The 25,444-nt window shown below is 67.5% G+C and carries 23 protein-coding genes; 6 read left to right on the top strand and 17 right to left on the bottom strand.

Annotation, left to right across the window (positions count from 1 at the left end):
* The first annotated feature begins 81 nt into the window (after positions 1-81).
* Genes recO through G369_RS0111275 form a run of 5 tightly spaced genes read left to right on the top strand, consistent with a single transcriptional unit; the run spans position 82 to position 4,503 of the window.
* Positions 82-852 (top strand): DNA repair protein RecO, encoded by a 771-nt coding sequence (recO, locus tag G369_RS0111295; RefSeq protein WP_019654109.1) that lies wholly within the window; start codon positions 82-84, stop codon positions 850-852.
* The gene (locus G369_RS0111290; protein ID WP_019654108.1) at positions 849-1,646 is read left to right on the top strand and encodes a pyridoxine 5'-phosphate synthase; all 798 of its coding nucleotides are present in this window, start codon (positions 849-851) and stop codon (positions 1,644-1,646) included. Before recO ends, G369_RS0111290 begins: the two co-directional genes overlap by 4 nt.
* A 13-nt stretch (positions 1,647-1,659) precedes the next feature.
* A complete protein-coding gene (gene acpS, locus G369_RS0111285; RefSeq protein WP_019654107.1) occupies positions 1,660-2,052 on the top strand; it encodes a holo-ACP synthase in 393 nt (130 codons plus the stop codon).
* A gap of 2 nt (positions 2,053-2,054) precedes the next feature.
* Positions 2,055-3,149 carry a beta-N-acetylhexosaminidase gene (gene nagZ, locus G369_RS0111280; protein WP_019654106.1) on the top strand — a complete coding sequence of 365 codons (1,095 nt, stop codon included), beginning with the start codon at positions 2,055-2,057 and terminating at the stop codon, positions 3,147-3,149.
* Between the two features lie 4 nt (positions 3,150-3,153).
* Positions 3,154-4,503: a galactosyl transferase GMA12/MNN10 family gene (locus G369_RS0111275; protein ID WP_019654105.1), complete on the top strand. Its 1,350-nt coding sequence runs from the start codon at positions 3,154-3,156 to the stop codon at positions 4,501-4,503.
* Between the two features lie 9 nt (positions 4,504-4,512).
* Here G369_RS0111275 and G369_RS0111270 read toward each other — a convergent pair whose 3' ends face one another.
* The 6 genes from G369_RS0111270 to G369_RS0111245 form a co-directional block, all read right to left on the bottom strand.
* Positions 4,513-6,462, bottom strand: a complete 1,950-nt coding sequence (locus G369_RS0111270) for a glycosyltransferase family A protein (protein ID WP_019654104.1) — start codon at positions 6,460-6,462, stop codon at positions 4,513-4,515.
* Between the two features lie 29 nt (positions 6,463-6,491).
* Positions 6,492-7,118, bottom strand: coding sequence for a class I SAM-dependent methyltransferase (locus G369_RS35720; protein WP_051127570.1), 627 nt, complete (start codon positions 7,116-7,118; stop codon positions 6,492-6,494).
* Positions 7,119-7,190: 72 nt separating this feature from the next.
* Complete coding sequence (locus tag G369_RS0111260) at positions 7,191-7,724, bottom strand: M48 metallopeptidase family protein (protein WP_019654102.1); 534 nt, start codon at positions 7,722-7,724, stop codon at positions 7,191-7,193.
* A 23-nt stretch (positions 7,725-7,747) separates the two neighbouring features.
* Complete coding sequence (locus G369_RS0111255) at positions 7,748-9,022, bottom strand: Hsp70 family protein (protein WP_038114498.1); 1,275 nt, start codon at positions 9,020-9,022, stop codon at positions 7,748-7,750.
* A gap of 2 nt (positions 9,023-9,024) precedes the next feature.
* The gene (lysS, locus tag G369_RS0111250) at positions 9,025-10,599 is read right to left on the bottom strand and encodes a lysine--tRNA ligase (RefSeq protein ID WP_020723040.1); all 1,575 of its coding nucleotides are present in this window, start codon (positions 10,597-10,599) and stop codon (positions 9,025-9,027) included.
* 124 nt (positions 10,600-10,723) lie between these two features.
* On the bottom strand, positions 10,724-11,368 hold the full coding sequence (locus G369_RS0111245) for an LON peptidase substrate-binding domain-containing protein (protein ID WP_240649923.1): 645 nt from the start codon (positions 11,366-11,368) through the stop codon (positions 10,724-10,726).
* A gap of 49 nt (positions 11,369-11,417) precedes the next feature.
* Between G369_RS0111245 and G369_RS0111240 the strand changes: the two genes are divergently transcribed.
* A complete protein-coding gene (locus G369_RS0111240; RefSeq protein WP_019654098.1) occupies positions 11,418-11,978 on the top strand; it encodes a YggT family protein in 561 nt (186 codons plus the stop codon).
* A gap of 67 nt (positions 11,979-12,045) precedes the next feature.
* Here the strand turns inward: G369_RS0111240 and accD are convergent, their stop codons facing one another.
* The 11 genes from accD to G369_RS0111185 form a co-directional block, all read right to left on the bottom strand.
* Positions 12,046-12,918, bottom strand: a complete 873-nt coding sequence (gene accD / locus G369_RS0111235) for an acetyl-CoA carboxylase, carboxyltransferase subunit beta (protein ID WP_019654097.1) — start codon at positions 12,916-12,918, stop codon at positions 12,046-12,048.
* Between the two features lie 24 nt (positions 12,919-12,942).
* On the bottom strand, positions 12,943-13,788 hold the full coding sequence (gene trpA / locus G369_RS0111230) for a tryptophan synthase subunit alpha (RefSeq protein ID WP_019654096.1): 846 nt from the start codon (positions 13,786-13,788) through the stop codon (positions 12,943-12,945).
* Entirely contained in the window at positions 13,788-15,065 is a 1,278-nt protein-coding gene (gene trpB, locus G369_RS0111225) for a tryptophan synthase subunit beta (protein WP_019654095.1), read from the bottom strand. The genes trpA and trpB overlap by 1 nt, the downstream gene beginning before the upstream one ends.
* Before the next feature lie 48 nt (positions 15,066-15,113).
* Positions 15,114-15,815: a phosphoribosylanthranilate isomerase gene (locus G369_RS0111220; protein ID WP_019654094.1), complete on the bottom strand. Its 702-nt coding sequence runs from the start codon at positions 15,813-15,815 to the stop codon at positions 15,114-15,116.
* Positions 15,812-16,624, bottom strand: coding sequence for a tRNA pseudouridine(38-40) synthase TruA (truA, locus tag G369_RS0111215; protein ID WP_019654093.1), 813 nt, complete (start codon positions 16,622-16,624; stop codon positions 15,812-15,814). The genes G369_RS0111220 and truA overlap by 4 nt, the downstream gene beginning before the upstream one ends.
* A gap of 38 nt (positions 16,625-16,662) precedes the next feature.
* Positions 16,663-19,539, bottom strand: coding sequence for a FimV/HubP family polar landmark protein (locus G369_RS0111210; protein ID WP_019654092.1), 2,877 nt, complete (start codon positions 19,537-19,539; stop codon positions 16,663-16,665).
* 167 nt (positions 19,540-19,706) lie between these two features.
* On the bottom strand, positions 19,707-20,849 hold the full coding sequence (gene asd, locus G369_RS0111205) for an aspartate-semialdehyde dehydrogenase (protein ID WP_019654091.1): 1,143 nt from the start codon (positions 20,847-20,849) through the stop codon (positions 19,707-19,709).
* Positions 20,850-20,938: 89 nt separating this feature from the next.
* Complete coding sequence (gene leuB / locus G369_RS0111200) at positions 20,939-22,027, bottom strand: 3-isopropylmalate dehydrogenase (protein ID WP_019654090.1); 1,089 nt, start codon at positions 22,025-22,027, stop codon at positions 20,939-20,941.
* Between the two features lie 113 nt (positions 22,028-22,140).
* A complete protein-coding gene (gene leuD, locus G369_RS0111195) occupies positions 22,141-22,791 on the bottom strand; it encodes a 3-isopropylmalate dehydratase small subunit (protein ID WP_019654089.1) in 651 nt (216 codons plus the stop codon).
* A 32-nt stretch (positions 22,792-22,823) separates the two neighbouring features.
* On the bottom strand, positions 22,824-24,245 hold the full coding sequence (leuC, locus tag G369_RS0111190) for a 3-isopropylmalate dehydratase large subunit (RefSeq protein WP_019654088.1): 1,422 nt from the start codon (positions 24,243-24,245) through the stop codon (positions 22,824-22,826).
* 51 nt (positions 24,246-24,296) lie between these two features.
* Positions 24,297-25,241, bottom strand: a complete 945-nt coding sequence (locus G369_RS0111185; protein WP_019654087.1) for a LysR family transcriptional regulator — start codon at positions 25,239-25,241, stop codon at positions 24,297-24,299.
* Positions 25,242-25,444: the final 203 nt, after the last annotated feature.

The following is a 25,444-nucleotide window of genomic DNA, read 5'->3' as shown; positions in this document are numbered from 1 at the left end:
GGCGACGCCAGCGGCCCGGCAAAGCCGGTTCCGCGGCATTTGCCGGCCTCATCAAGCCTCGATGCTCGATTGCTCACTGACATGGCCACCCATCGCGTTTCGCACGAGCCGGCTTACGTCCTCCATCGCTACGACTGGAGCGAGTCGAGCCTGATCCTCGAAGTGTTCACCCGCCACCACGGGCGCATCGCGCTCGTGGCCAAGGGGGCGAAGCGGCCGAGCTCCAACTTCCGTCCGGTGCTGCTGCCGCTGCAGCCGCTGCAGCTCAACTACGGGGGAGACGCCGAGATCCGCACGCTCAAGGGCGCCGAATGGATGGGCGGGCACGTGATGCCGACCGGCGAGGCGCTGCTGTCGGGCTACTACGTCAACGAGCTGCTGCTGCGCCTGCTGGCGCGCGACGACGCCCACGAGGCGCTGTTCGATGCGTACGCCGGCGTCGTTCAGGTGCTGGCGAGCGAACACGGCGGCGCGCAGGCCGCGGCCCAGGCGGCGGCGCTGCGTGCTTTCGAGCTGCTGCTGCTGCGCGAGGTCGGCCTGCTGCCGTCGCTCGACGTCCAGACCCTGACGCTGGAGCCGCTCGCCGGCGGGCTGCGCTACAGCCTCGTTCCCGAGGCCGGGCTGCGCGAGGCCGGCGACGACGAGGCCGCGCTGGCCGGTGCCGACTGGCAGGCCCTGCAGGCCGTGCTGGACGACCGTGCGCCATTTACCGCCACCTTGCGTGAAATTGCCACCATGAACGCCGGCAGCAACAGTGCCCTGCGCAACCAGTTGCGCGCGCTGCTCAACTACCATTGCGGCGTGTCCACGCTGCGTACGCGGCAAATGATGAGAGACCTGCAAGCACTATGAGCACTCCGGGCCAAGCCGGCGCCAGCGCCGCCACCTCGCTGTCCGTCAACCTCAACAAGGTCGCCCTGGTGCGCAACACGCGCCACCTGGGCATTCCGAGCGTGGTGAAGGCCGCGCAGGCCTGCCTGGCCGCCGGCGCGCACGGCATCACGGTGCATCCGCGGCCCGACGCCCGCCACATCCGGGCGCACGACGTGAGCGATCTTTCCGCGCTGCTCGCAAAGGACTGGCCGGGCATCGAGTTCAACATCGAGGGCAATCCTTTCCACAACCTGATGGACTTCGTGCGCACCCTCAAGCCGCACCAGGCCACCTTCGTGCCCGACAGCGAAACCCAGTCGACCAGCGACCACGGCTGGACCTTCCCCGAAGACGCCGAGCGCCTGCGTCCGCTGATTGCCGAAGCCAAGGCGCTCGGCGTGCGCGTCAGCCTGTTCATGGACCCGATTCCCGAGATGATGGCCGCGGCCAAGGCCGTGGGCGCCGACCGTGTCGAGCTCTACACCGAAGGCTACGCCGCCTCGCGCGGCACGCCGAACGAACAGGCCGTGCTCACGCGCTATGCCGAGTCGGCGCGCGCCGCCCTGGCGGCGGGCCTCGGCGTCAATGCCGGGCATGACCTGAGCCGGGACAACCTCACGGCCTTCCTGCGCGCCGTGCCCGGCGTGCAGGAGGTTTCCATCGGCCACGCCTTCGTCGCCGACGCGCTCGAGCTCGGCTACACGGCCGCCACGCGCGACTACCTGCGCTGCATTCGCGAGGCCCGGCAGCAACAGCAGCAGCAACAACAATGAGTGCCGGCGCCGCATGATCTACGGCATTGGCACCGACATCTGCGACCTGCGCCGCATCGCCGCGACCTACGAGCGCCAGGGCGAGCGCTTCGCCCGCAAGGTGCTGAGCGACGCCGAATTCAAGGTCTGGCAGGCCCGCAGCGCACGCTGGCCCAAGCGCGGCCTGAGCTACCTCGCCACCCGCTTTTCTGCCAAGGAGGCCTTCGGCAAGGCCATCGGGCTGGGCATGCGCATGCCCATGAGCTGGCGCTTGTGCGAGATCGCCAACCTGCGCAGCGGCAAGCCGGTCATCGTGCTGCACGGCGCGCTGAAGGAGTGGTTCGAGGCACAGGGCCTCACGGCCCACGTGACCGTGACCGACGAAACCGAATACGCCGCGAGCTTCGTGGTGGTGGAGAAGATATAGACATGACCGCCGGGCTCGCTGACCGCCCCCACGCGCCGCTGATCATCGACGTTGCCGGCACGGCACTCACCGACGCCGACCGTCGTCGCCTCGCCGACCCGCTCGTCGGCGGCGTGATCCATTTCGCCCGCAACTGGCAGGACCGCGCGCAGATGACCGCGCTCAATGCCGAGATCAAGTCGATCCGGCCCGACCTGCTGATCTGCGTCGACCACGAGGGCGGTCGCGTGCAGCGCTTCCGCACCGATGGCTTCACCCACCTGCCGTCGATGCGCGCGCTCGGCGAACTCTGGATGCGCGACGCCCTGCGCGCCACCCAGGCAGCCACGGCCCTCGGGCAGGTGCTGGCGGGCGAACTGCGCGCCTGCGGCGTCGACTTCAGCTTCGCACCGGTGCTCGACCTCGACTATGGCGGCAGCAGCGTCATCGGCAACCGCAGCTTCCACCGCGATCCGCGCGTGGTCGCGCTGCTGGCCAAGAGCGTGATGCACGGCATGCTGCAGATGGGCATGCGCAACTGCGGCAAGCACTTTCCGGGGCATGGCTTCGTGCACGCCGACTCGCACGTCGAGATCCCGGTGGACAAGCGCAGCCTCAAGGCCATCCTGGCAGACGATGCGAAGCCCTACGACTGGCTGTCGGGCTCGCTCGCGGCCGTGATGCCGGCGCATGTGATCTATCCGAAAGTCGACAGGCGGCCGGCAGGGTTTTCGGCGAAGTGGCTGAAGGAGACCCTGCGGCAGCGGATCGGCTTCGAGGGTGCGGTCTTCAGCGACGACCTGAGCATGGAGGCCGGCCGCTACATCGACGGCGAGCTGCTCAGCTTTGCCGACGCCGCACTGGCTGCACTGGAGGCCGGGTGCGACATGGCGCTGCTGTGCAACCAGAGCATCGGCGACGGCGTGCCGCTCGACGGCTTGCTGGAGGGCTTCGCTGCAGCCCGGGATGCAGGCCGCTGGTCGGGCAATCCGGACAGCGAAGCGCGCCGGCGCTCCTTGCTTCCCGACACGTCGGCTCCATCGTGGACGGCGCTCGCGGGCTCGGCGCAGTACCGCAGCGCCAGGCGCATCCTCTCGCGCGATGGCCTGACGGAGTAGGCCCATGCCGCTGTGCCTCAGTTTCTTCCCGCGCAAGGACGAGGCCGTGTTGCGCAACCATGCGCACTATTGCCGGTTGTTCGGCTATCCGCACCAGTGGGTCGAGGCTGATCGCATCCGCCACCCGGCATTGCGCGACAGCGCCAGGTACGGCCAGATCCTGCGCCACCTGCGCGCGCTGCCCGAGAACGACTGGCTGCTGTTCCTCGACGGCGACTCGATGGTGTTCCACCCGATTGCCATCGAAACGCTGATGCAGGGGCGGGATGCGCTGGTCGTCGAGGCGCCTCCCATCGGCGACCGGCCCGGTCCGGCCATGACCAACATGATGGTGCTGCGCAACACGCCAGCCAACCGCGCGATGCTGCTCGGGCTGATGGACGATGCAGGCAACGTCGTCGCGCTGGTGGACCGCAGCGTCGACGAGGCTGCGCGGCTGCGGCCGGCAGGCCTGCTGGGCTGCAATGCGATGGTCGGCGACATCTACGTCAACGTGTCGTGGCGCATTCCGCAATGGTTCCTGGCGCGAATCTTCGTGGTCCACCTCGGGCCGCTGTCGATCGCGGCGCCCGAAGGCGTGTGGCGCGAGGCGCTGCTGCACGACCAGAACCTGCAGGACATGCTGGCGGCGCAGGTCAACAACGCACTCTTCCATGGCCAGCCCGTGCTGCAGCCCGCAGCCTATCCGGCGCTGTCGGAGGAGCCGGTGTCGAGCTACAACGCCGATGCCGACATCGCCTTCGTCACGCTCTACACGCACCACGTCGGCAGCTACGCGCGGGTGTCCGAGCACAACGTGAAGCGCTACTGCGACAGGCACGGCTACGCCTACCACGTGTACCGCGCGATACCGCAAGCGGTCGATACCGGCATCGCTGGGTCCTGGGTGCGCAGCTGGCTGCTGCAGCAGCACATCGCGCATCACAGGTGGGTGATATGGATCGACGCCGACGTGCTCTTCCTCAACCAGGGCCGCCGGATCGACGCCCTGCTCGAAGGGCGCGAGCTGCTGCTCGCGAAGGACGTGGGCGGCTGGTCGTTCAACTCGGGCGTGATGGGGTTCCTGAACACGCCCGGCAACGCCGGGCTGCTCGCGCGCATCTGGCAGCGCATCGGCGAGGTCGACGACAAGTCGGCGGTCTACAGCAGCCAGGGCGACCAGTACTACACGAACGAAGTGCTGGCGGGGGCGGGTCTGGTGAACGAGCGCAGCATCGTCGACAACCTCAGCATCAACACGCCGCCGCACCTGGCTTCGGACGAAACCCTGCTGGTGCACTTCATCAATCTCGACGAGCCTTATCGTTCCGCCTACATGGCCTCGATGGACGCGCTTTCTCAGCGCCTGCGCTGATCGGGCCGGCTAGCCGTTTGCGGGCTGCGGCTCGGCAGCGGCTGGTACTGCAGGCTCCAGCCTGAAGACCCGCACCGGCAGCTGGCTGGACGCGGGCGCGAGGAACTGCGCGATCTCGGGCACCTCGAACTGGCGTTCCAGCCATTCCTTGTCCGCCAGACCCGCATTGAAGAAGATCTGGAGCAGCCGCAGGGCCTCGTGCCGCAGCGCGCGCGTCAGCGTCTCGTGCTCGACCAGCTGCAGCTCCGGCGCAGCGGCCGGCCTGAAGCTTGCGCGCGCCAGGATCAGCAGCAGCTTCTGCGCGAAGTCGAGCACTGGCGGCCAGTACAGGTCGTACAGCCTGGCGATCTCGTGCACATGCTCGACGCTCGATCCGGGCAGCAGGTAGCCCAGCACCAGCGCGCGCGCCCGCGAGGCCAGCGCTGCCGCGCGGGCCGCATCCACGGGCGCGGCCGGCGTGGCCGGCTTGTGGAGAAGCTCGGGGATCACCGCGAAGCGTGCGCCGGCAACTGCGCTCTTGCACAGCATGTGGAAGTCGTCGTGCGCCGTGAATTCCGGGTCGTGGCGCACGCCGCTGCGCTCCATGAAGGCGCGGCGAACCATGCAGGCCGACAGCATCAGCGGGCGCGGGCCGAAGAACTCCACCAGGATGTCCTGATGCCGCTCGGAGAACTCGAACGGGCCCTCGTGCGTCTCGCACCAGCAGCCGACGATGTCGACGTCGGCACAGGCCTGGAGCAGTGCGGCCTGGCGCTGCAGGCGCTGCGGCGCAGGGACGTCGCCGACATCGGCGAAGACGATGTACTCGCCCTGGGCGTGCGCCAATGCAAGGTTGCGTGCGGTGGCGCGATCGAACGCGAGGGGCAGGGAAAGCAGATGCGAACTCGCGATGCCAGTTCGCGCCAGCATGGCTTCGAGGCCGGCGATGCCTGCCTGGGTGACCAGCACCAGGTGAAGCTCCACCGCAGTCTGTGCCACCCATGCGCGAAGGCTCTGCTCCAGGTCTTCGAGCGAATCGCCGGCCGTCAGGCAGAGAGTGATGCGCGGCGGCGTTGCAGGCACGACGAAGCGGTCGGGCTGCTGGGCGCGCCAGCTCAGGAACCGCTCGATGGCCGGTCCGACCAGCGGGGCTGCGAATGCGCTGGTGAAGATCGCCAGGCCTTCGCGTTCGAGCCTTGCGCGGCGGGGCGCATCGGCAAGAAGCTGCTCGATCGTCTCGATGAGCTTCTCGTAGGGAGCGCCGACCACCGCCTTGCGGATCGACGCCTCGATCTCGCTGTCGGGGTACAGCTCGCAGACCACCGCCTTGCGGTGCCGCAGCAGGATCGACAGCCGCGGCACCTCGACGATGCGCGACTCCTCCCAGTTGTGGAGGTTGAGCACGATCTTCGCGCGGCGCATGAAGCCGTTGCGCTCTTCCAGCGTCCAGGCGCGACCCCGGTTCACCTCGACCCGCAGGCCGCGCGCCATCAGCCCCTCGAGGATGTCGATGCGCCGGCGCGTCAGCGAGCCGAAGAAGACGACGTCGATGTCCTGCTGCTCGTCGGGGAGGATGTCTTCCAGCGGCAGGATCTCCGCGGCGTCGCGCTCCCAGCCGAGCGCGACATAGTCCGCGTTCCGGTAGCCGAGCTGGCGGTGCCGCTGGAAGTTCGTCTTGCTGTACTCCCAGAGATAGCAGCGCTTGAGCACCTCGAGGTAGCGGTCGTTCCACGCGTGCGTGCCGTGCACCATCGGTTCGAAGTTGACGACGATGCAGTCGGGATGGTGCTGCTCGATGTGTTCCCACGGCACATCCCAGAAGAAGAACAGGATGTTGATCTCACCCGGCTCGATGTAGCAGTGGGTGAAGCGCGTGGGGTAGCCGAGACGTTCCGCTGCCAGCCTGAAGGCTTCGACGATGTCGCCGCAGGTCTCGTGCGACGAGAGCGAGGTGAAGTTGAGCCGGGGCAGTGTCGTCATGGCGGTGGCAGGGGCGATGCCTGGTCGATTCAGTAGTGGCCCAGCACGTTGACCTTGTGGTAGTGGTCTTTCAGCGCCGAATGCAGCTGCAGTGCCTGTGCACGCGTTTCTTCAGCGGCTTCCTTGCCCACGCCGAAGAAGTACAGGTCGTGGCTGCTGCGGTCCTCGAAGAACCCCCAGACCGAGAACCATGCGTCGTGCTGCAGCAGGTCGGTGAAATCGGAGGCCGCGAGATTGCGATAGTGGTTCTGGCTCTGGCCGATGGTCAGCGGCGAGTCGAAGGGGTTGAACTCCACCGTGCCATGCTGGCGCCGGCCAGGAGTCGCGCAAGTCATGACGACCAGGCCGTCGTCCTTCACCAGACGCAGCATGTTGAGCCAGGTCTTCTTCCACTGGGGGTTGTGCTCCATTGCCTCGCACGAAATGACGACGTCCGTGCCGTTCGCGGCACCGCCGTAGTCTTCACCATGGCAGACGAGGTCGACGTCCTGACCTTCCCCGACGTCGAGGCCGAGGTAGCTGCACTCCTGGAAGAACTCGCGGACCGAGCCGTTCAGATTGAGGCTGCCGATCTCGATGACCGACCGCCCGGTGAAGTAGGACGGCAGGAACTGCTTCACGCCGGCGACGAAGAATCGTTGTTGGGGATGTGACATGAACCTGGCTGCGTTGGATTGGCGCTTCGGCGGAAGCCGGGGGAGTACAGGATCACCCGCTGCGCGAAGCCATCACTCGCCAGGTGCGGAGCCAGCCGCTGCATTCGCCCACAAGCGCTGTCCCCCCATGCCCAGGTGCTCCAGATACAGCCGGAGATCGAACTCGAGGCGATGATAGTCCGGCTCCATGTGCCTGCACAGCGCATAGAAGGCCTTGTCGTGCTCACGTTCCTTCATATGTGCCAACTCGTGCACAACAATCATCCGAAGTAGCGCCAGCGGCACTTCCTTGAACAGGCTCGCCACCCGGATTTCGCGCTTGGCCTTGAGCTTGCCGCCCTGCACGCGCGACACGGTGGTGTGGGTGCCCAGCGCGTTGCGGATCACGTGCAGCTTGTTGTCGAACATCACCTTCGACAGCGGCTCGGCCTTGCGCATGAACTCGCCCTTGAGCTCGTTCACGTAGGCGTAGAGCGCGCGGTCGGTCTGGATGTCGTGCACACCCTCCGGATAGCGCTGGCCGAGGAGGGCGCCCAACTTCTCCTGGGCCATCAGCTGGCGGACCTGCTCCAGCAGGGGTGCCGGGTAGCCCGCCAGGTACTTCATGCAATGACCTTGAATGACCGGGTTCAGGCCGTCCGGCGCTGCGTGCTGGTTGCGCAGGCCAGGCCGGTGGCGACGCCGCCGAAGAGGTCGCCCTCGACCAGGTTCACGCCCGCGAAGCTCCTACGCAGGGCGTTCTGGAAGGGCCGCAGCGCCGACGAACCGCCGGTGAGGTAGATCGCGTCGAGGTCGTTGCTGCGCAGGCCCGCGCGCTTGACGCAGGCGTGCGCGCAGGCGATCACGCTTTCCAGCGGCGCGGCCAGCTGCTGCGCCATGTCGTCGGGCGTGAGCGAGGCGGCGAGACCACGCTCGGCGCAATCCAGGTCGATGGCGGTCGCGGCATCGCTCAGCGACACCTCGATCTTGGCCGCTTCCACGGCGCTCGCGATGCGGTGGCCGTGCCGTTCCTCGAGCACGGTCATCAGCCGGTCGTGCAGGCGCGTGTCGGCGTAGCTGGTGCGCAGATCCTTTGCCTGGCGAAGCGCCTTGGCGGCGTAGAGCCAGTTGATCAGGTGCCAGGACGACAGCTCGAAGAACACCTTGCTAGGCACCTCGCGCCCCTGCGGCCCGTGATGGCGGAATCCGAACTGCGGCATCACGCGCTCGAGGTTCAGCCGCTGGTCGAAGTCGGTACCGCCGATGTGCACGCCGCTGGTGGCCAGCACGTCGTCGCTGCGGTCTTCGAGCGCGGCGCGCTCGGGCCCCACGCGCACGACGGTGAAGTCGGAGGTGCCGCCGCCGATGTCGACGATGAGCACGACGGATTCCTTGCTGATCCGCTGTTCGTAGTCGAAGGCGGCCGCGATGGGTTCGAGCTGGAACGAGATTTCCCTGAAGCCGGCCGCGCGCGCCGCGATACGCAGGCTTTCCTCGGCGCGCTCGTCGCGCTTGGGGTCGTCGTCCACGAAATGCACCGGGCGTCCGATCACCACGCGCTCGGGCATCTGGCCGAGCTCGCGGCCGGCGCGCACCGCCAGCTCGCGCAGGAAGCGGGCGATGATGTCCTCGAAGCTCACGAGGCCGTCGTAGATCGCCGTCTTCTCCTGCATCAGCGCGCTGCCGAGCAGGCTCTTGAGCGAGCGCATCAGCCGCCCCTCGGTGCCCGAGAGGTACTGGCCGATGGCGTCGCGGCCGAAGTGGGTGGTGCGGTCTTCGGCGTTGAAGAAGATCGCGGTGGGCAGTGTGGTGGCCGCGCCCTCGATGGGCAGCAGGCGTGCTTGCGTGCCGACCCGGCAGGCGACAGCGGAGTTGGAGGTGCCGAAGTCGATGCCGATCGTCGGCAACGACGACGGTGCCTTCACGATCAGGATTCCCTGCGAAGCGCCGGGAACAGGATCACGTCGCGGATGCTCGGCGAATCGGTCAGCAGCATCATGAGCCGGTCGATGCCGATGCCGCAGCCGCCGGTGGGCGGCATGCCGTATTCGAGGGCGCGCACGAAGTCGTGGTCGTAGTACATGGCCTCGTCGTCGCCGCTGTCCTTGGCGGCCACCTGCGCATTGAAGCGCGCGGCCTGGTCCTCGGCGTCGTTCAGCTCGCTGAAGCCGTTGCCGAACTCGCGGCCGGTGATGTACAGCTCGAAGCGTTCCGTGACCTCGGGGCGCTCGTCGTTGGCGCGCGCCAGCGGCGAGATCTCGGTCGGGTGCTCCATGATGAAGGTCGGCTGCCAGAGCTTCTCTTCGACGGTTTCCTCGAAGAACAGCACCTGCAGGCTGGCGAGGCTGCGCTGCGAGAGCTTGTCCTTCTCCTCGTTCATGCCGAGCTTGCGCAGCGCGGCGATGAGCCAGGCGCTGTCGTCGACGCCCTGCGCCACGCCTTCGGCCTCGGTGTACTTGAGGATCGCCTCGCGGATCGTCAGGCGCTGGAAGGGCTGTGTCAGGTCGACCGGCTTGCCCTGGTAGGTGAGCTGCTGCGTGCCCACGGCCTTGTCGGCGATGGTGCGGATCAGCGTCTCGGTGAAGTCCATCAGGTCGCGGTAGTTCCAGTAGGCCGCGTAGAACTCCATCATCGTGAACTCGGGGTTGTGCCGCACCGAGATGCCCTCGTTGCGGTAGCTCCGGTTGATCTCGAACACGCGCTCGAAGCCGCCGACGATCAGGCGCTTGAGGTACAGCTCGGGCGCGATGCGCAGGAACATCTCCTGGTCGAGCGCGTTGTGGTGCGTCTTGAACGGCTTGGCGTTGGCACCGCCCGGGATCGGGTGGAGCATGGGCGTCTCGACCTCGAGGAAGTCGTTGGACACCATGAACTCGCGCAGGGCGCTCACCGCCTTGCTGCGCGCGGTGAAACGCTTGCGGGCGGATTCGTCGGTGATCAGGTCGACGTAGCGCTGGCGGTACTTCTGCTCCTGGTCGGCCATGCCATAGAAGTCGCCCGGCAGGGGGCGCAGGCTCTTCGTTAGAAGGCGCAGCTTCGTGACCTTGATAGACAGTTCTCCAGTCTTGGTCTTCATCAGCGTGCCTTCGGCGCCAAGGATGTCGCCCAAATCCCAGCGCTTGAACTCGGCATACGCCTCTTCGCCAACCGCATCGCGCGTGACGTAAAGCTGGATGCGGCTGGTGGTGTCCTGCAAGGTCGCGAAGCTGGCCTTGCCCATCACGCGCTTGAGCATCATGCGGCCTGCAACACTTACGGCGATGGCTTGCGCATCGAGCGCTTCAGGTTCAATGGAACCGTGCGTTTCGATTAGTGCTGCGGCGCGATGTGCCGGCTTGAAGTCATTGGGGAACGCAACGCCCTTGCCCTCAGCCTGTGCGGCGCGCAGCAGCTTGAGCTTTTCGCGGCGCTCGGCGATGAGCTTGTTGTCGTCGACGGCCGGTGCGGCCGCTGCCGGTTCCGTTGCGGGCGAGGGGGTATTGGGAGTCAGGTGATCGGACATGGGAGGCGGATGGCGCGCAACCGGGAGCGTGCGCGGGCCCGGCATTTTAGCCGATCGGGTTTGAATAAAACCTGCCCAGAGCGCCCGTCAATCCTGCGCCATGCGCTATGAAAATTGGAGCGACCTATTCAGTGATACCGGTGCGTGCCAGCAGATCGCTGACCAGCTCCAGCCGCATCAGCGGGCTGTCGAGCTCCATCAGCCGCTGCCGCAGCTCGAGCTGCATCGGCACCAGCTCGCACCATCTGTTGGCCACCCAGCCGCAATCGTCGAAGCGGTAGGGCTCGGCGATCGGCAGCCGCACCGCCCCGCCCTGGGCGCGCTTGCGCTCCTCGAGGGTGCCGACCAGGCGCTGCAGCGCGGTGGAGGTATGCCGCAGGTCGTCGGGAATCTCCAGCGCGACGTCGTCGTTCACCGCCTCGACCTCGGCGACCCAGAGGCCATGCTTCTGCAGCTCGTTGCTGCGGACGCGAAAGCGCTGCGTGCCGACGCATTCGATCTGCAGCAGGCCGCTTTGCGGCGACTCGAACTCGCGGATCATGGCCAGCGTGCCGATGGCGGCGAAGCTCTCGGCATCGGCGCCGGCCTTGCGCACCTCGCTGCCGCTGGTGAGGCTCACCACGCCGAAGGGCGCGTCGGCCTTGCGGCACTTGCCGATCATGTCGAGGTAGCGGACCTCGAAGATGCGCAATGGAAGAAGGCCGCCGGGAAAGAGCACCGTTCCGAGCGGAAACAATGGCAGTGAATGCAAAAGGGGTTGTGTCGTCATCGATGAGCCTTGCGTGGCTATCATCGCATTCCCCTCACGGCCGCGTCTCATGCTCTACCAGATTCCCTCGTTCCTTCTCGACGTGATCGTCGGTCTGCTCGGCGGCGCCTGCCTGCTGCGCCTGTACATGCAATACCACCGCGTGCCCTTCGGCAACCCTCTCGGGCGCTTCGTGTTCGCGATCACCGACTGGATCGTGTTGCCGCTGCGGCGCATCGTGCCTTCGGTGAAGCGCTGGGACCTCGCCAGCCTGATCGCGGCATGGCTGCTGGTGATGCTGAAGTTCCTGCTGCTGTGGCTGCTGGCGGGCAGCCTCGGGCGCATCGCGACCCTGCCGCTGGTGTCGCTGGTGGGGCTGATGCAGCTGGCCGTCTCGGGCCTGACGGCGCTGCTGGTGGTCTATGCGGTGCTGTCGTGGATTCCGGGAGCCTCGCCCATGCTGCTCGACCTGATCTCCCGCCTGGCCGATCCGCTCGTGCGGCCCTTCCGCCGCTTCATCCCGCTGATCGGCGGAGTCGACCTTTCTCCGCTGGCTGCCATCGTGGTGCTGCAGGTGATCGCGATCGTGCTGGGTAACCTGCTGGTCTTCGCTTATCAGCTGACGTTCTGAGCTCCTGAATACAAAAGGGCCCGGATGCATCGCACCCGGGCCCTTTTGTTTTTCGATCGCCTTTCGGTCAGCTCACCGCATCGGCCGGCTGGCGCAGCAGCATCGCGAGCGTGTTGGCGATGGTCTTGCGCAGTTCGCGGCGGTCGCTGATGAAGTCGATGGCGCCCTTGGTCTGCAGGAACTCGGCGCGCTGGAAGCCTTCGGGCAGCGTCACGCGCACGGTCGATTCGATCACGCGCGGGCCGGCGAAGCCGATCAGCGCCTTGGGCTCGGCGATCACCACGTCGCCCACGAAGGCGAAGCCTGCCGACACGCCGCCCATCGTCGGGTCGGTCAGCACGCTGATGTAGGGCAGGCCCTTCTTCGCCAGGCGCGTGAGCGCGGCATTGGTCTTGGCCATCTGCATCAGCGAGAGCAGGCCTTCCTGCATGCGCGCGCCGCCGGTGGCGGTGAAGCAGATGAACGGCACCTTCTGCTCGATGGCGGTCTCGACGCCGCGCACGAAGCGCTCGCCGACCACGCTGCCCATGGAGCCGCCCATGAACTCGAACTCGAAGCAGGCCACGACCACGCTGATGCTGTGCACCGAGCCGCCCATGACGACCAGGGCGTCGGTCTCGCCGGTGTTTTCCAGGGCTTCCTTCAGGCGCTCGGGGTACTTGCGGCTGTCCTTGAACTTCAGCGCGTCGACCGGCAGCACTTCCTGGCCGACTTCGTAGCGGCCCTCGGCGTCGAGGAACGCGTCGAGCCGCGCGCGGGCGCCAATGCGGTGGTGATGGCTGCAGCTGGGGCAGACGTTCTGGTTGTGCTCGAGGTCGGTCTTGTACAGAACGGTCTCGCAGGCGGGGCACTTGATCCACAGGCCCTCGGGCACCTGGCGGCGCTCGGACGGGTCGGTTTGGGCGATCTTGGCGGGTAGCAGTTTTTCAAGCCAGCTCATGGGGGCTCCTTGTGTTGGCGGTGATTATCGACCAGCCGCGTTCTTGGCCGTCGCGGCAGGCAGGGCGTCGAGCGCCTCGCGGATGCCCGCGAGGAATTCGCGCACCGCCGGCACGACCTTGTCGCGGGGCTGGTCCTCGATGAGTTGAATGATCTTCGTGCCGATCACGACCGCGTCGGCGGCGGAGCCGATGGCCTGCGCCGTGCGCGCGTCACGGATGCCGAAGCCCACGCCCACCGGGATGCTCACGTGTTCGCGGATGCGCGGGATCATGCGGCCGACGGCCTCGGTGTCGAGGTGGCCGGCGCCGGTCACGCCCTTGAGCGACACGTAGTAGACGTAGCCGCTCGCGATGCGCGCGACCTGCGCCATGCGCTCGTCGGTGCTGGTGGGTGCCAGCAGGAAGATCAGGTCGATGCCGGCGGCCTTCAGCTCGGCGGCGAAGGCCTCGCATTCCTCGGGCGGGTAGTCGACCACCAGCAGCCCGTCGACGCCGGCTGCGGCCGCGTCGCGGATGAAGGACTTCTTGCCGTGCACCAGGTCGTAGCGCTCGACCGGGTTGGCGTAGCCCATCAGCACCACTGGCGTGGTCGTGTCGGTCTTGCGGAAGGCCGCGACGATGGCGAGCACCTGCTTCATGCCCACGCCCAGCGCCAGCGCGGCTTCGCCGGCCTTCTGGATCACGGGGCCGTCGGCCATGGGGTCGGAAAAAGGCACGCCCAGTTCGATCACGTCGGCGCCGGCCTCGACCATGCCGTGCATCAGCTCGGGCGTGATGTCGGCGAAGGGGAAGCCCGCTGTCACGTACGGGATGAGGGCGCGGCGGCCGTCTTTCTTCAGGGCCTCGAAGGTGGCTGCAATGCGGCTCATCACTTGCCTCCCTTCACGCTCAGTCCGCGCATCGAGGGGCGGTCGTAGAAATCGACGCCCGACAGGTCGGCGACGGTGCCGATGTCCTTGTCGCCGCGGCCCGAGAGGTTCACCAGGATCGACTGGTCGGGGCGCATGGTCTTGGCGAGCTTCAGTGCATGGGCCACCGCGTGGCTGGATTCGAGCGCGGGGATGATGCCCTCCGTGCGGCACAGGTAGTGGAAGGCGTCCAGCGCCTCGGTGTCGGTGATGCCGACGTACTCGGCGCGGCCGATGTCGGCCAGGTACGCGTGCTCGGGGCCCACACCGGGGTAGTCGAGGCCCGCGCTGATGCTGTGGGTCTCGGTGATCTGGCCGTCCTCGTTCTGCAGCAGGTAGGTGCGGTTGCCGTGCAGCACGCCGGGGCTGCCGCGCAGGATGGAGGCCGAGTGCTTGCCGCTGTCGAGCCCTTCGCCCGCGGCCTCGACGCCAATCAGGCGCGTGCCGGTGAACGGGATGTAGGGGTGGAAGATGCCCATCGCGTTGCTGCCGCCGCCCACGCAGGCGATCACCACGTCGGGCTGCTTGCCCTCCGCCTCGCCGGTGATGCCGTCGGCCGCGAGCATGGCCGGCATCTGCTCGATGCACTCGGTGCCGATCACGCTCTGGAAGTCGCGCACCATGGTCGGATAGGGGTGCGGGCCGGCGACGGTGCCGATGATGTAGAACGTGTTCTCCACGTTGGTGACCCAGTCGCGCATCGCCTCGTTGAGCGCGTCCTTCAGCGTCTTGCTACCGGATTCGACGGGCACCACGGTGGCGCCGAGCAGGTTCATGCGGTAGACGTTGGGGCTCTGGCGCTTCACGTCCTGGCTGCCCATGTAGACCACGCACTCGAGGCCGTAACGCGCGCAGATCGTGGCGGTGGCCACGCCGTGCTGGCCGGCGCCGGTCTCGGCGATGACGCGGGGCTTGCCCATGCGGCGCGCGAGCATCGCCTGGCCGATCACGTTGTTGATCTTGTGGGCACCGGTGTGGTTCAGGTCTTCGCGCTTCAGGTAGATCTGCGCGCCGCCCATTTCGCGGCTGGTGCGCGCCGCGTGGTAGATCGGCGAGGGACGGCCGACGAAGTGCTTGAGCTCGTAGTGGAATTCTGCGAGGAACGCCGGATCGTCCTTGAACTTCGCGTACGCATCGCGCAGTTCGTTGATCGCGTGGGTGAGCGTCTCGCTCGCGAAGGTGCCGCCGTAGTTGCCGAAGTGGCCAGTGGCGTCGGGTTGCTGGTAGTTGCTTTGCATGGTTCTCGATCGGTGGGCCGCAGCCCGACGAACGATCGGCTGCGGCGGCTAACTGGAGAAGGACGCGTCGGCAGCCCTGACTGCTGCGACGAATTGCCGGATCTTTCCGGCGTCCTTGAGGCCCTTGTTCCCGGGACCGTCGATTTCGACGCCCGAGCTCACATCAACGGACAGCGTCTTGCAGCGCGTCCGCAGGATGCGAATGCCATCGCTCACGTTTGCAGGTGTGAGCCCACCACTCAAGACGAGGTGAGCGTCGACGGCGGGTGGAAGAAGTGACCAATCGAATGCCTTGCCGCCACCGCCATAACCTTCGACATGCGCGTCGAGCAGGATGGCCTGGGCGTGGGAGTAATCGGACGCGTATTTTACGAGGTCGAAGCCGGCCCCGGCATCCCCCAGCGGAATGCGGGCGGCGCGCATGTAGCGGAAGCGCCCGCCGCCGGCGGCTTCTTCGCATTGCTGCGGGGTCTCTTCGCCGTGGAATTGCGCGATGGAGCCCTTCACCTGGGTGAGCGATGCTATGACTTTGGTAGCGTCCTCGTTCACGAACAGCAGGACTGGCGTGATGAACGGCGGCAGGCGCGAGGCCAGTTCGGCAGCCCGCTGCGCCGTGACGGCGCGCGGGCTCTTCGGATACAGGACAAAGCCGACGGCGTCAGCACCGGCTTCCACCGCCGCATCGACGTCGGCTTCACGTGTCAGGCCGCAGATCTTGATGCGGGTACGGGGCAGGGCAGGCGCGCTCATGGCGGGCCATCATACGGAGCCCCGCCGGCCTGCAGCGTGGCTTCATCCGGCAGACCCCACTTGGCGTCGTACAACGGGCCCATGAAATAAAGGCCGTCGGCGGAAAAGGTGGGCGCCGCCGCGTCGCGGCTGCGTGCCGCGAGCACCTGCGAGATCCACTCTGGAGGCGCATCGCCCCGGCCGACGCGCAGCAGGCAGCCCATCAGGTTGCGGATCATGTGGTGCAGGAACGCATCGGCCTCGAATTCGAAGTGCCAGCGGCAGCGCTCGCTGTCGCCGACGCGGGTGATCTCGATGCGCCGCAGGTCCTTGACCGGCGAGCGCGCCTGGCAGGCCGAGGCGCGGAACGAAGTGAAGTCGTGCTGGCCGATCAGCAGCGCCGCGGCGGCGCGCATCGCATCGCCGTCGAGCGGCCGCATCGACCAGCCGACGCGGCCTGCGTCCAGGCTGGGCCGCACGGGGGACTGCGAAAGCACGTAGACATACCGGCGGGCGAGAGCGCTGGCGCGGCAATGGAATTCATCAGGCACCGGATGCGCCCACTGCACCGCGATGTCGTCTGGCAGGAAGCGATTGGTACCGCGCGCCCAGGAGAAGGGTTCGCGTATGGCGGTGGTGTCGAAGTGAACCACCTGCATCAGGGCATGCACGCCGGCATCGGTGCGGCCGGCGCACAGGGTCCTGATCGGCTGCGCAGCGAACTGCGCGAGCGCGGCTTCGAGCTTGTCCTGCACCGTGCGACCGGAGGACTGGCTCTGCCAGCCGTCGTACGCTCGGCCGTTGTACCGGATGCCGAGCGCCAGCCTCACGAATTCAGGGGACCGAGAAAAGCGAGCCGCGAGCTCGCTCAGCGCAGTTCCGCGAGCAGTTGACGGGCTTGCGACTTGAGGTCGCCTGCGCTTTCGGCTTCGACTTCCTCGACCAGCGAGCGGGCGCCTTCGACGTCGCCGATGGCCTGCAGCTCGCGGGCCAGCGACAGCTTCACGGCGTGCGGGCTCTCGTCGCCTTCGTCGTTTTGTGCGGCAGCCGCAGCGGCTGCCGGCTTGGCGGCTTCAGCGGGACGCGAAGCGGGCAGTCCGGCCAGCGCGCTCATGTCGAACTCGATGAAGCCGGAGTCGGCCGGCAGAGCGTTGCGCAGCATGGCGGGGCGGGTGTTGTCCGCATCGCTCAGGCTCAGCGAGCCGGGCAGCGTGTCGGCCGACAGCGCGCCGGGGGCGGTGTCGAAGTCGTTCTCGAGGTCGACCGGCGTCGTCAGGGCATGGCCGTTCGACAGCGGCGGCGCGGGGCGCGCCGTCTGCGGAGCGGGTGCATAGGCCGACTTCGGCAGGCTGGCGCCGACCGGCGAGTGCTGCGGGGCGACCGGTGCCGGTGCAGGAGCGGGGGCCGGCGGAGTGGTCAGGTCGAGATCGAAATCCAGTGGCGCGACCGAAGGCACGAAGGCAGGCGGTGCCACGGCCACCGGGGGCGAGACCACAGGAGCCGGTGCCGCGGGCTTGGCAGCAGCGCTCAGGGCGCTTGCGAAGGCGGCCGTTTCGGCAGCGCTGGCGCCGCCGCTGCGGGGAGCGCCCGATTCGTACAGTGGGTTGCCCGGATCGAGGTCCTTGCCCATGTCGACCACGCGGTTCCAGTCGGAGCCCGCGCCGCCCGTCAGCTTGTGCACTTCGGTGGCGAGGCTTTCGTAGGCACGCACGTCGCGGCGCTTGGCGTGGATCTCGAGCAGCTTCAGGTGGATGGCGGTGCGGTCCGGGTTCAGGCGCAGCGCCTCGCGCAGGATTTCCTCGGCCTGCAGGTCGCGGCCGTAGGCCAGGTACACATCGGCCTCGGCGACCGGGTCCACGTCGCCGGCGTCGAGCTGGCTCGGGGAGTACGAGAGCGAGGAGACCGTGGAGTCGCCACGATGCTTGGTGTCCACCGATTCGCCGCCGCTGGCGCCGAAGAACGAGTCCTTCGGAATGCGGCTTTCGAGGAACACGCTTTCGCTCATCTCCTCGCGGCGACGGCCCAGCACGCGGTACAGCAGGAAGCCGACCAGCAGCGCGATCAGCGCAGCGCCCGCGAGCATCAGCGGGTTGTCCATCAGCTCTTCGAGGAAGGTGGGCTCCGGCGGCGGGGGCGGCGGAGCCGGCTTCTTCACGGCTGGCTTCGGCGCAGCGGCCGCAGCCGGGGCGCTTGCGGCTGCAGCAGCAGGCGCGGCCGCTGCATCTGCCGAGGCAGGCGGCGTAGCGGCCGGCGCGCCCGCGGCGGGGGATTCGGCCGGAGCGGCTGCCGGGGCAGCGGGTGCTGCAGCCTGCGCCGTGGCTTCAGGAGTGGGGGCAGGGCTCGGAGCTACAGCGGCCGGCGCGGGTGCCGGCGCTGCAGCAGGTGCCGGTGCGGGAGCTGCGACGGGCGCGGCGGCAGCGGCAGGAGCCGGCGCGGGGCTGGCAGCCGGCGGCGCCACCGTGGCGCTGGTGTTGGGAGCGGGAACCGGAATGCCCGGCGTCACCGGTGCCGGGGCAGCGGCCGGCGCTGCGGCGGACGATCCAGCGCCCGTGGCCGCCTTGAGCTTGTTCAGCTCGTTGATGTTCTTCGACAGCTCCGCGACGCGGTTGCTGCTGTCCTGCGCCTGGCGTGCCTGCGCGACTTTTTCGTCGGCGGCGCGTGCGGTGGCGTTGCCTTGGGAGATCGTCAGCTTGTCCGGGGAGCTGGCCGCCGCATTGCGGTCTTCCACGTTCGCCTGGACCTTGCCGGCGGCCTTGCGGCTCGCGGCGGCGACATTGGTGGTGGGCGCGTTGTCGGCCAGCTTCTGGCGGTAGGAGCCGAAGTCGCGGCTCTGCGCGGTGACGGTGCGGCGGGCTTCGGCCGGCGAAACGGCGGATGCCTCGGCGGCGCTCGGCAGGTCGAGCACTGCGCCGGCCCGCATGCGGTTGACGTTGCCGCCGACGAAGGCGTCGGGGTTGGCCATCAGCAGCGCGACCAGCATCTGGTCGAGCGACACGTCGGCAGGCTTGTAGGCTGCAGCGATCTTGCCGGCGGTGTCGCCGCGCTGCACCGTGACCTGCTCGCCGCTGCCTCCGCCGCTACGGGCCGGGGCCGCCGCCGGAACGGGAGCTGCAGCAGCCGGTGCGGCTGCTGCAGGCGCGGGAGCGACAGGAGCGGCGGACGGTGCCGTCGCCACCACGGGCGGACGCTCGCGGCGCGAGCGAGCCGCAGGGGCTGCGCGTTCGACCGGGGCGCTGATCTGGGGAGAAATGGGAGCCGCCTGCGATGCAGCGGCCTGGCGCGTGGCCGGCGGATCGAGCAGCACCGTGTAGTCGCGCACGATCCGGCCGGAAGCGCCGTTGGCTTCGAGCAGCAGGTCGATGAACGGGTCGTTCAGCGGACGGCTGCCGGTCAGGCGAACCACATACTGGCCGCCGGCGCGGCGCTGCAGCGTCGCCCTGACGTCGCTGAGCGCGGAGTTGTATGGCACGCCGGCGTTCCTGAACGCTTCGGCCGTGGCGATGTTGATCTTCAGGCCGTCCGCTTCGTTGGCGGCCATTTCCGTGACATCGATCTCCGCGCGCAAGGGCTCGCCGAGGGCCGACTGCACCTTGAGCTGCCCCAGCGTGAAGGCGCTGGCGTCGACGCTGGCGATGCCCATGGCCACGGCTGCCGCCGCGCCGAGGATGGAGAGGCGCCAACCGTTCGACGGCAGAGGCGGGCGAACGGCCGATGGGCTGGCCGCAGGCAACAGATGTCTTGTCATGCTGATAGGGGGCGGCTCAGGCCCGGAATTTGTAAGAGGACGTTAGCATCATCACTGAGCACTGACAAGGCAATGCGCTTGTTCTACCCAGTGCGCGCATACTTACGCACACATCTTCCGTTGCTCGAAGGCAACAATTCGTGTTTCAAAAGCCTGAGCAGCCCTCATCAGGCTTCGAGCAGGATGCGCAGCATGCGGCGCAGCGGTTCCGCGGCACCCCACAGCAGCTGGTCGCCGATGGTGAAGGCGCCGACGTACTCCGGGCCCATCGCCAGCTTGCGGATGCGGCCGACCGGGATGTCCATGGTGCCCGTCACGGCCACCGGCGTCAGGTCCTTGACCGTGGCTTCGCGCGTGTTCGGCACGACCTTGGCCCAGGGGTTGTCGGCAGCGATCATCGCCTCGATGTCGGCCACCGGCACGTCCTTCTTGAGCTTGAAGGTCAGGGCCTGGCTGTGGCAGCGCATCGCGCCGATGCGCACGCAGAAACCGTCGACCGGCACGGCGGCGGTGCCGAAGCCCGCGCCCTGGCCGAGGATCTTGTTGGTCTCGGCGCCGCCCTTCCACTCTTCCTTCGACATGCCGTCACCCAGGTCCTTGTCGATCCAGGGGATCAGCGAGCCGCCCAGCGGCGCGCCGAAGTTGGCCGTCTCGGCGGCGCTGAGCGTCTGCTGCTTGTGCAGCACCTTGCGGTCGATCTCGAGGATGGCCGACTTCGGGTCGTCCAGCAGGGCGCGCACTTCGGCGTTCAGTGTGCCGAACTGGGTCAGCAGCTCGCGCATGTGCTGAGCGCCGCCACCCGAGGCCGCCTGGTAGGTCATGCTGGTCATCCACTCGACCAGGCCGGCCTTGTAGAGGGCGCCGACGCCCATGAGCATGCAGCTCACGGTGCAGTTGCCGCCGATCCAGTTCTTGCCGCCCTTGGCGAGCGCGTTCTCGATCACCGGCAGGTTGACGGGATCGAGCACGATGATCGCGTCGTCCTTCATGCGCAGGGTGGAGGCGGCGTCGATCCAGTGTCCGTTCCAGCCGGCGGCGCGCAGCTTGGGGAAGACTTCGCTGGTGTAGTCGCCGCCCTGGCAGGTGATGACGATGTCGCACTTCTTCAGTGCCTCGATGTCGTTCGCATCCTTCAGCGCGGTTTCGTTCTTGGCCATGGCCGGGGCCTTGCCGCCGGCGTTGGAGGTCGAGAAGAAGACCGGCTCGATGAGACCGAAGTCGCCTTCGGCCTGCATGCGGTCCATCAGGACCGAGCCGACCATGCCGCGCCAGCCCACGAGGCCGACCAGAGGTTGAGATGCGTTCGCCATTTCAGTTTGCCCTTATGAAAAAAAGAAAAGTTGTCTTTTTTGCGCCCGACTCGTCGAGCCGGGGAGGGGCGTGACGAAGCGGGCTGCGGTTAGCCGGTAATCGTCTTTTTGGTGATTGCTGCAACGACCGCGTCGCCCATCTCGCGGGTGCCGACGCGCTTGGTGCCTTCAGACCAGATGTCGCCCGTGCGCAGCCCGGAGGCGAGCACGTCCTTGACCGCCGACTCGATACGGTCGGCAGCTTCGGGCTGGTTGAGGGAGAAACGGAGCATCATGGCAGCGGACAGGATTGTAGCCAAAGGATTGGCAACCCCTTTGCCGGCAATGTCGGGGGCGCTGCCGTGGCTGGGCTCGTACAGGCCCTGGTTGCTCGAATTGAGCGATGCCGAGGGCAGCATGCCGATGGAGCCGGTGAGCATCGCGGCCTCGTCGGAGAGGATGTCACCGAACATGTTGCCGGTGACGACAACGTCGAATTTCTTGGGCGCCTTCACCAGCTGCATGGCCGCGTTGTCGACCAGCATGTGGTCGAGTTCGACGTCCGGGTATTCCTTCGCGATGTCGAGCATCACGTCTTTCCACAGCTGCGAGGTTTCCAGCACGTTGTTCTTGTCCACGCTGGTCACGCGCTTGCTGCGCTTGCGGGCGGCCTCGAAGGCGACGCGGGCGATGCGCTCGATCTCGGGGCGCGAGTAGCGCATGGTGTCGAATGCCTCCTCGGCGCCGGGGAAGTGCCCATCCGTCGCGACGCGGCGGCCGCGCGGCTGGCCGAAGTAGATGTCGCCGGTCAGCTCGCGGATGATGAGGATGTCCAGGCCTGCGATCAGCTCGGGCTTCAGGCTGGAGGCGCCTACCAGCTCCTCGTAGCAGATGGCCGGGCGGAAGTTGGCGAACAGGCCCAGGTTCTTGCGCAGCCCGAGGATGGCCTGCTCGGGCCGCAGCGGCCGGTCGAGCTTGTCGTACTTCCAGTCGCCGACGGCGCCGAAGAGCACCGCATCGGCTTCCTTGGCGAGCTTGAGCGTCGATTCCGGCAGCGGATGGCCGTGCGCCTCGTAGGCCGCGCCGCCGACCAGCGCCGATTCCGTCTCGAACTTCAGGTCGAGAACGTCGAGCACCTTGACGGCTTCCGCCACGATTTCGGTGCCGATGCCGTCACCTGGGAGAACTGCGATTTTCATTGGGTCTTGGATGGTTGAATGAGAGAGGAATCAGGCTGTCCGGACGCGAAGGACGACTCGTCCTTCGCGAAACCTTCGCGCACTCTGCGTCCGGATGTCCGTTTCGTTTCGAATCAGGAAATCATCGTATGCGCCAGCCAGGGCTTCTGCGCCAGGCGCTCGGCTTCGAAGGCCTTGATCTTGTCCTTGTGGCGCAGCGTGAGGCCGATGTCGTCCAGGCCGTTGAGCAGGCAGTACTTGCGGAAGGCCTGCACGTCGAACGCGAACTCCTGGCCGTCGGGCTTCACCACCACCTGGCGCTCCAGGTCGATGGTCAGCGTGTAGCCGGGGAAGGCGAAGGTCTCGTCGAAGAGCTGGGCGACCTGCGCCGCGGGCAGCACGATCGGCAGCAGGCCGTTCTTGAAGCTGTTGTTGAAGAAGATGTCGGCGTAGCTCGGCGCGATGATCGCGCGGAAGCCGTACTGGTCGAGCGCCCACGGCGCATGCTCGCGCGACGAGCCGCAGCCGAAGTTCTGGCGCGCCAGCAGGATCGATGCGCCGGCGTAGCGCGGCTGGTTCAGCACGAAGTCGGGGTTCGGCTTGCGGCTGGCCGGGTCCTGGCCGGGCAGGCCCGGGTCGAGGTAGCGCCACTCGTCGAACAGGTTCACGCCGAAGCCGGTCTTCTTGATCGACTTGAGGAACTGCTTCGGGATGATCGCGTCGGTGTCGACGTTCTCGCGGTCCATCGGGGCCACGAGGCCCTTGTGCACGGTGAATTGCTTCATGGGGGTCTCTTTTCTTCCTTCTTGCAGCCCGCTCAGGCGAATGTGCGGACGTCGACGAAATGGCCGTGCACCGCGGCGGCCGCGGCCATGGCCGGGCTCACGAGGTGGGTGCGGCCACCGGCGCCCTGGCGGCCTTCGAAGTTGCGGTTGCTGGTGGATGCGCAGCGCTCGCCGGGTTCCAGGCGGTCGGCGTTCATGGCCAGGCACATCGAGCAGCCGGGCTCGCGCCATTCGAAGCCCGCGGCCTTGAAGATCTGGTCGAGCCCTTCGCGCTCGGCCTGTTCCTTCACCACGCCCGATCCGGGCACGACCATCGCGAGCTTCACGTTCTTCGCGACCTTCTGGCCGAGCTTCTTCACCACGGCGGCGGCTTCGCGCATGTCCTCGATGCGGCTGTTGGTGCAAGAGCCGATGAACACCTTGTCGATGAAGATGTCGTTCATGGCCTTGTTGGGCTCCAGGCCCATGTAGACCAGCGCGCGCTCGATGGCGCCGCGCTTGTTGGCGTCTTTCTCCTTGTCGGGATCGGGCACGCGGCCGTTGATCTCGACCACCATCTCGGGCGAGGTGCCCCAGGTCACCTGCGGCTGGATCTGCGTCGCGTCGAGCTCGACCACGGCGTCGAACTTCGCGCCCGGGTCGGACTGCAGCGTGCGCCAGTAGGTCACGGCCTGGTCCCATTCGACGCCGGTGGGCGCGAGCGGCCGGCCCTTGACGTAGCTGATGGTCTTCTCGTCGACTGCCACCAGTCCGGCGCGCGCACCGGCCTCGATGGCCATGTTGCACACCGTCATGCGGCCTTCCATGCTCAGGTCGCGAATCGCCGAGCCGGCGAACTCGATGGTGTAGCCGGTGCCGCCGGCGGTGCCGATCTTCCCGATGATGGCCAGCACGATGTCCTTGGCGGTGCAGCCCACGGGCAGCTTGCCTTCGACCTTCACCAGCATGTTCTTGGCCTTCTTGCCCAGCAGCGTCTGCGTGGCCATCACATGCTCGACCTCGCTGGTGCCGATGCCGTGCGCCAGCGCGCCGAATGCGCCGTGCGTGGAGGTGTGCGAGTCGCCGCACACGACGGTCATGCCCGGCAGCGTCGCGCCCGACTCGGGGCCGATCACGTGCACGATGCCCTGGCGCTTGCTCAGGAAGGGGAAGAACGCGGCCGCGCCGAACTCGGCGATGTTGTGGTCCAGCGTGGTGACCTGTTCCTTGCTGGTCGGGTCGGCGATGCCTTCGTAGCCGCGCTCCCAGCCGGTGGTGGGCGTGTTGTGGTCGGCGGTGGCCACCACCGAGCTGATGCGCCACAGCTTGCGGCCGGCCTCGCGCAGTCCTTCGAAGGCCTGCGGGCTGGTCACTTCGTGCACCAGGTGGCGGTCGATGTAGAGGATCGCGGTGCCGTCTTCCTCGGTGTGGACGACGTGTTCGTCCCAGATCTTGTCGTAGAGCGTGCGTGCCATGTCGGTCTCTTCTGTCTTTCGTGGGGAAATGGAATTGTCCGTGGTTGCGGCCTAGGCCGCGAGCTGTTCACCGCCGTCCGCGGCCGCGTGCAGGTGGTTCACCAGCGAGCGCGCCGCCACGGGCAGAGTGGAGAAATCGCGAGCCACCAGCCTGATCTCGCGCGCGGCCCAGGCGTCGTTGAGCGCCACGCTCACGAGGCCGTGGCCGATGCCGTTGCGCATGAGTTCGAAGGCGCGCTGCGGCATCACGCCGATGCCCAGGCCGTTCTCGATCATGCGGCACATGGCGTCCAGGCCGGTGACGTGGATGCGCAGCTTGATGCTGCGGCCTGCGTCCAATGCGGCCTCGTGCATCGCGACGTAGATGGAGCTGTTGGTGTGCAGGCCGACGTGGTCGAAGTCGAGCGAGTCGACGAAATCGATGCTGCCCCGCGCCGCAAGCGCATGGCCCGTGGGCACGATCAGCGCGAGCCGGTCGTGCCGGTAGGAAAGGCTCTGCAGTTCGCCCGCGCCGCCGGCCACGTGGCAAACGCCGAGGTCGGCCGCGCCTTCCTGCACCGCGCGGATCACCTCGCTGCTGAGGTGCTCCTCGAGGTCGATCTTGATGGCCTCGTGGGCGCGCGTGAACACGCCCAGGTCTTCAGGCAGGAACTGCACGATCGCCGAGATATTGGCGTGCACCCGCACATGGCCGCGCACGCCGTCGGCGTATTCACTGAGCTCGCCCTGCATCTTCTCGAGGCTGTAGAGCACCGAGCGCGCGTGGTGCAGCAGGCTTTCGCCGGCGGGCGTGAGGTCGACGCCGCGCGCATGGCGGTAGAGCAGGGTGGTGCCGAGCGTGGCCTCGAGGTCCGACAGCCGCTTGCTGATGGCAGAGGCCGCGATGAATTCGCGCTCCGCCGCGCGGCCGATGCTGCCCAGTTCGCACACGGCCACGAACAGCTGCAGCGACGTGAGGTCGATGCGGCGGGCGAAGTTGCGTTCGGAGGTGCTCATGGCTTGCTGGCATCGCGGTTTGCGATGGGGTGGGCTATTTTCCCTGATTTTGACGCTCATCCCTTCGCAAAGGGAGATGGGTCAGCTGCCCGGCTGAGATGGGCGGTTCGCCCCCCGACAGATCGGCGCCGCCCTCAATCGCTCGTTCGGGGGATGTTTCAGAAGTGTTACCGCGCGTATCATCGCCGGGCAAATTGTTAACT

It is taken from the genome of Variovorax atrisoli 110B (assembly GCF_000382045.1).
Classification (GTDB): Bacteria; Pseudomonadota; Gammaproteobacteria; order Burkholderiales; family Burkholderiaceae_C; genus Variovorax; species Variovorax atrisoli.
Note: the sequence above shows the minus strand (reverse complement) of the source record. Positions and strands in the feature narration are given on the sequence as shown.

Coding starts and splice junctions, on each gene's coding strand:
- recO (WP_019654109.1), top strand. CDS start 82: ATGGCCACCCATCGCGTTTCGCACGAGCCGGCTTACGTCCTCCATCGC.
- G369_RS0111290 (WP_019654108.1), top strand. CDS start 849: ATGAGCACTCCGGGCCAAGCCGGCGCCAGCGCCGCCACCTCGCTGTCC.
- acpS (WP_019654107.1), top strand. CDS start 1,660: ATGATCTACGGCATTGGCACCGACATCTGCGACCTGCGCCGCATCGCC.
- nagZ (WP_019654106.1), top strand. CDS start 2,055: ATGACCGCCGGGCTCGCTGACCGCCCCCACGCGCCGCTGATCATCGAC.
- G369_RS0111275 (WP_019654105.1), top strand. CDS start 3,154: ATGCCGCTGTGCCTCAGTTTCTTCCCGCGCAAGGACGAGGCCGTGTTG.
- G369_RS0111270 (WP_019654104.1), bottom strand. CDS start 6,462: ATGACGACACTGCCCCGGCTCAACTTCACCTCGCTCTCGTCGCACGAG.
- G369_RS35720 (WP_051127570.1), bottom strand. CDS start 7,118: ATGTCACATCCCCAACAACGATTCTTCGTCGCCGGCGTGAAGCAGTTC.
- G369_RS0111260 (WP_019654102.1), bottom strand. CDS start 7,724: ATGAAGTACCTGGCGGGCTACCCGGCACCCCTGCTGGAGCAGGTCCGC.
- lysS (WP_020723040.1), bottom strand. CDS start 10,599: ATGTCCGATCACCTGACTCCCAATACCCCCTCGCCCGCAACGGAACCG.
- G369_RS0111245 (WP_240649923.1), bottom strand. CDS start 11,368: ATGACGACACAACCCCTTTTGCATTCACTGCCATTGTTTCCGCTCGGA.
- G369_RS0111240 (WP_019654098.1), top strand. CDS start 11,418: ATGCTCTACCAGATTCCCTCGTTCCTTCTCGACGTGATCGTCGGTCTG.
- accD (WP_019654097.1), bottom strand. CDS start 12,918: ATGAGCTGGCTTGAAAAACTGCTACCCGCCAAGATCGCCCAAACCGAC.
- trpA (WP_019654096.1), bottom strand. CDS start 13,788: ATGAGCCGCATTGCAGCCACCTTCGAGGCCCTGAAGAAAGACGGCCGC.
- trpB (WP_019654095.1), bottom strand. CDS start 15,065: ATGCAAAGCAACTACCAGCAACCCGACGCCACTGGCCACTTCGGCAAC.
- G369_RS0111220 (WP_019654094.1), bottom strand. CDS start 15,815: ATGAGCGCGCCTGCCCTGCCCCGTACCCGCATCAAGATCTGCGGCCTG.
- G369_RS0111210 (WP_019654092.1), bottom strand. CDS start 19,539: ATGACAAGACATCTGTTGCCTGCGGCCAGCCCATCGGCCGTTCGCCCG.
- asd (WP_019654091.1), bottom strand. CDS start 20,849: ATGGCGAACGCATCTCAACCTCTGGTCGGCCTCGTGGGCTGGCGCGGC.
- leuB (WP_019654090.1), bottom strand. CDS start 22,027: ATGAAAATCGCAGTTCTCCCAGGTGACGGCATCGGCACCGAAATCGTG.
- leuD (WP_019654089.1), bottom strand. CDS start 22,791: ATGAAGCAATTCACCGTGCACAAGGGCCTCGTGGCCCCGATGGACCGC.
- leuC (WP_019654088.1), bottom strand. CDS start 24,245: ATGGCACGCACGCTCTACGACAAGATCTGGGACGAACACGTCGTCCAC.
- G369_RS0111185 (WP_019654087.1), bottom strand. CDS start 25,241: ATGAGCACCTCCGAACGCAACTTCGCCCGCCGCATCGACCTCACGTCG.